This is a genomic window from Pseudochrobactrum sp. sp1633 (assembly GCF_030376605.1).
Lineage (GTDB): Bacteria > Pseudomonadota > Alphaproteobacteria > Rhizobiales > Rhizobiaceae > Pseudochrobactrum.
In genome coordinates this window covers 1-4,840 of record NZ_JARRAE010000038.1, presented here as the reverse complement: position 1 = coordinate 4,840, position 4,840 = coordinate 1, and the positions used below count along the sequence as shown (strand labels likewise).

The window sequence follows — 4,840 nt, the reverse complement described above, 5'->3', positions numbered from 1 at the left end:
CCATGGCCTCAATGCGCCTCGTCTGAAACCGATTTTGCTTGTTGGGGAGCCAGGAACGGGCAAAACAACGCTTGCCGTGAAAATTGCTGAGTATTTCAAACTGCACGCGACAATTGTTGCTGTCGGGGGAACAGGGGATGCTGCATCTTTAGCGGCGGTGACCCGCGGTTGGAATGGATCGCGCCCGTGTGCGCCATTTCTGGCAATTCACAAATCTAATTTTGCTGATCCGTGCATCATCGTCGACGAGATCGACAAAGCTCCGGTTCTTGGAGGCCATAACGGTTCACCAACAGGAACGCTATTGTCCATGCTGTCGTCTCCAGAAGCCTTTTACGACACCTGCTTGTTATCCAACTTCAACATTTCGCGTGTGTTTTGGATCGCGACTGCAAACAGCTTGGAGAGCATTCCAGATGCTCTAGTTGATTGTTTTCAGGTTTTTGTAGTGCCGCGACCGCAGGCAGATCATTTTGGAACCGTAACAAAATCAATGAATGCCAGGCTTGCTCGTGAACTGGATACGATCCCTGAATTCCTACCTGCACTAGACGAAGACGAATACAATGCTCTGAAGTCCTTCTTCTGTGATAATCGCGGTTCTCTCCGTCAATTCGACCGTGTTTTCCGCTTTGTCATTGGTGAAGCCCTGAAGCGCGAACAAAGCATCCCTCGATCAGCACTCTGTTAAAGGGAGGAATATTAAAATGATCGATTTTCACAAAATGCTCTATGAAGCCGAAAATGCACCGAATGCAGAAGTTCTGGAAGATGCGCCAGCATTGGCTGGCTGGTGGATCGCAAGAGGTCGGAACCATTTGCACGCCAGAGGCTCAGTAAGCGGTCATCCGACTATTTTTGACCCCTTTGTCACCACAAGCCCCGTCATCGGTTTCAACATCGATGAGGGCTGGATGAGAACTCGGTCACGCTACTATCGCCTTGGCAAGCCAATGGATCTGGGGGCATTCAAGATCGTTGAAGCACTGGATTTGGATCAAGCGCAGACTGAACTGGCCGAAATGCGAAGATTGCTTAAAGAAGAACTCGCAATTGCTTCCTCAGGTCAATGCAATTAGAACAAGAGTAGGGTGACTTGTTGTTTTGTTCTCTTGGGGGGCTTCAGACGTTGAAAATATTGTGTCTGTCTATTTTAACTGCGGCTTCCCTTACTGTTCCCAATGTTGTAGCCGCTCAAGAAGAAGGCTCAGTTGTCGATTTAAGTGAAAACTCTCCGGCACTCCACTTTCCTATCGGACGCAGTGGAAAACAAGTTCACGTAGTTCCTGCCTTTGAAGATTATGCTTACATGCTAGAAGATGTGTGTGATGCAATGGGTTTAGACTTTGACAACTGCAAGATATACCCAATGAATGCAGAAATTGGTGGGAACGCAATTGCCACCATATTAGACGGCAACAAAGTTATAATATACGACCGCACCCTCTCTCCATTGGTCGGATATACTGGCGCAATGGCTATCATTGCTCATGAACTTGGCCACCATTTTTGCAATCATATGGATGCATCTTCTTCTCCTACTCAAGAGCTGGAAGCTGACCGATTTGCTGGTGCCGCATTGAGAAATGCTAAATTCTCATTAGAAGATGCTCTGTCAATGGCTATCGTCTTTGATGAAAGACCATCGAGAGTTCATCCTGAAAAAAGTAAGCGCATCGAAGCAATAAAATCAGGATGGGAAGACCCAGAACAAGCAAAAAACTGCGGCTTAAAAAATAAGATAAAAGTGGGCACTTAAAATTATAATAATGCAAGAGCGGGGGTTCAAATGCGATTTACTTTATTCCTTGTAATGATTGCCGCTTTTTTTGTGACATCTTCAAAAGCTGCTGTGTTCACGAAATCGAAATCCGATGTATGTGTGCTTCGCCTTGATGGCGATATAGTAGCTGGTGATTTCCAGCGGTTTACAAGCGTAGCAACTCAATATTTTGAGGGTAGTGAAAGTCAAGAAAGCTCAGCGAATGACACAATTTGCTTGAACTCTCCTGGCGGCTCAGTAGCGGAAGGAATTAAACTTGCGACCGCTTTCCAAGAAATGGGTGTTGGAACTCGAATAGCGGAAAACGACGGATGTTACTCAATTTGTGCGATCATGTTTATGATGGGACAGGCGCAAGGGGCAGAAGTAAAATTCGTAAACCGAAAGATGCATATGAAAGCCCAGTTGGGCTTTCACCGCCCATACATGCTGTTGGACTCACCAAAGCTTGTTAGTGCGCGAGTTCTGCCAGTTGCATATGACATCGCTCTAGAGAGCCTCACTGACATCATGCTTTTAGCCACTTCGCGCTCCCCATGGTCAAATATCCCAATGATTAAACCGGATCTGGTCCAGTTGATGTTGAAACATATTGGCGACGATCTGTTTCTCATCGATACCGTGGAAAAGGCAGGTCGCTTCGATATCGATGTCTTCGGATATCAAACTCCACAGCAGGTTACTGACGACCAGCTATTTTATGCTTGCGAGAATTCATTTCACTGGCAGGTCGGCCTCATTGGGGGCGATACCGACTACGAAAAGACTAAGGCGCGCGGTGACGAGACTGTAAAGCTTGAATCCGAAAACGACGGTGTAAGCATTTTCAATGTTACCAGTGACGATATGGGCTACTCGGAAGCGAGCTGCAAAATACGGGTTGAAAACAATACAATAGCTGCTTGCGGATACAATGAAATGTATGATGTTGTCGTAGGAGGGGGCGCTTGCGATACTCAGGATGTGAATGAGAAAGCTTATGCAATCAACGATTTGGCACGATTTAAGCCCTCAAGGAAATTGGCTACTCTTCCATCTAATCGTCAGGATACCGCTCCTGTAGAGAGAAAGGGAAATGAGGGAACATGTTTTGTATTTTCCGGCAAAAAGAAACTGGATGAAGAAACATGTGAAGTCGAAATCGATAAAACACCACTTTCAACAAAATACAGTTTTCTATGGCCTTCTGGCAATAAAACCATGCTTCAGCTTACTAGAACAGGGTTTCTGCTTAATGGTGAGGATGCCCGCATAATTGAAAACGATGGTTATGAAATCTGTGCTGTAAATTTGAAAACAATGAATTTGTTTTGTTTTAAAAAGTAAGTTTGTATCACAAACGGCAATTTGCGACATTTATAATTGAGATATGTGGCATTATTTTAGTATCGGCCACATATCTCATATTTTGGCTTTTATTCTAGAAGAAGTTCAAGATCCTCGTCGCCACATGAGTGTTTTTTCAACACATCAATAGCAGGACTATCGATCATATATTGAATTGCTTTATCGAAACGATCAGTTTTAGCCAACACTCTAAATAAGATTTCTGAGCTTCTGCATACTTCCCCGAAATCAACCAGCCGCTTAAATACTGGAAATGTAGCTGGACTATTCGTAAGAGGTTTTCCTGTATCGCGGTCATATCCTGAAATATATAAAATTCGCCTAGCCCCATCTAATTCTTTTCCATCAAGAAAGTATGAGGCAATTAACTGCTCCGCAGTTGGGTTCATTTCTGTAAGATAATATTCAATTAACTCTTCACGAGTTAATGATTTCTCCTCTAAAATTTTCCGAAATGTGCTGGCCTTCTCTTGGCCTTTTTCTAGTAGAAGTCGACCATGAATTCGAGCCATCAAAACTAGATCATAATATCCACCTTCAGAACAAGAATACAAAACACCGCCTGGATGGGTTGCAATTGTATCCATCATAATTGCAATTTGAGTATTATTAATTCCACGACGGCTTTCAGGAAGAAATGCTAACTTGGTCTGATAATCGAGCAGCATATTAAACAAATATGAGACGTACTGACTGTTGCATGCACGCTCTTCACCGTAATTTCTATATTTTTGAACCGCATCGTATGCATAGCCGTACTCAATAGGAACTTCGGAGTTCGACAGTGCGAAGGATCTCAGACGAAGAGTGGCGAGAAACGCATCTGTAGGTGCCTTAACGGCTCCTGATTTACCAAGATTCTCATCGATGTATCTATCCAAGCGGTCAAGGTATGCTTGATCAACTAGAGAATTAGAAGCTTTCTTAAGCGCTAGAACACCTTCGAATTTGAAATACGGCGTAGTCATGTTTTCAATGACTGCCTTTGCGGTGCTTTCTTCCTTATTTACTAGCAGCATATCAACCAGTTTTGAACCAAAATAGTCACGGTTCCAAGCATCCATATTTTTTGCCACACATTGACGCGCGGTAGATACAGTCACAGAAGCGAAGATGCTATTTTCAGATTGGGTAGAGAAGATCTTTAATGCATTTGCCAAATGATCGTATGCAGCTTCAACATCCGCTACTGTTTTTGCCTGATTACAACTATCAGACCCATTTTTAAGTGATACGAAGGCGAGGCACATATAACTTGGAGAAGCCTCACAAACTGTGTCGTAAAAGTTTGTGAGTTCTGTAATATATCCTGTTCGTATTTTCCCTGGTGAAAATTTACCTGAAGTTTGTCCTGAAAGAATGATGCGTGTTTCGTTAGATGCGGGATACTCACGGACGATTTTATCCATCGTTTCTAAGGTTTTTTCATAAGCTAATAAGCGGTCCTTTGTTGGAGCATCTTCCCGTATTTGATTAGCACTTGAAATAGCCTGGTTGAACAGAGTTGGCGCATCAGCCAAAGCAACGCCTGGTGCCAGCATTAGCGACAGACATAATGGGATTGTTTTTATTGAAATCTTAGTCATCTAGTTTGCTAACACCTTTTTCGTTCAGCTTATTCGACAAGGCCAGATAAATTAATGAACTCTACACGGGGAGCCCGCAGAATTCGGAAAAAATCGTACGCTAAGGTTTTCCGGGCATCCGTAG

At 43.6% G+C, this 4,840-nt stretch carries 5 protein-coding genes; 4 read left to right on the top strand and 1 reads right to left on the bottom strand.

Annotated features, from left to right (window positions below; all coding sequences use genetic code 11):
- The 4 genes from P8H26_RS17920 to P8H26_RS17905 all read left to right on the top strand — a co-directional run.
- The coding region (locus P8H26_RS17920; RefSeq protein ID WP_289634448.1) for an AAA family ATPase at positions 1–691 on the top strand (691 nt) is incomplete at its 5' end.
- Between the two features lie 16 nt (positions 692–707).
- The gene (locus P8H26_RS17915) at positions 708–1,079 is read left to right on the top strand and encodes a DUF6634 family protein (RefSeq protein WP_289634447.1); all 372 of its coding nucleotides are present in this window, start codon (positions 708–710) and stop codon (positions 1,077–1,079) included.
- Positions 1,080–1,099: 20 nt separating this feature from the next.
- Positions 1,100–1,759, top strand: a complete 660-nt coding sequence (locus P8H26_RS17910) for a M48 family metalloprotease (protein WP_289634446.1) — start codon at positions 1,100–1,102, stop codon at positions 1,757–1,759.
- Positions 1,760–1,789: 30 nt separating this feature from the next.
- Positions 1,790–3,109 carry a hypothetical protein gene (locus P8H26_RS17905; RefSeq protein WP_289634445.1) on the top strand — a complete coding sequence of 440 codons (1,320 nt, stop codon included), beginning with the start codon at positions 1,790–1,792 and terminating at the stop codon, positions 3,107–3,109.
- 89 nt (positions 3,110–3,198) lie between these two features.
- Here P8H26_RS17905 and P8H26_RS17900 read toward each other — a convergent pair whose 3' ends face one another.
- Entirely contained in the window at positions 3,199–4,716 is a 1,518-nt protein-coding gene (locus P8H26_RS17900) for a hypothetical protein (RefSeq protein ID WP_289634444.1), read from the bottom strand.
- Positions 4,717–4,840 lie beyond the last annotated feature (124 nt).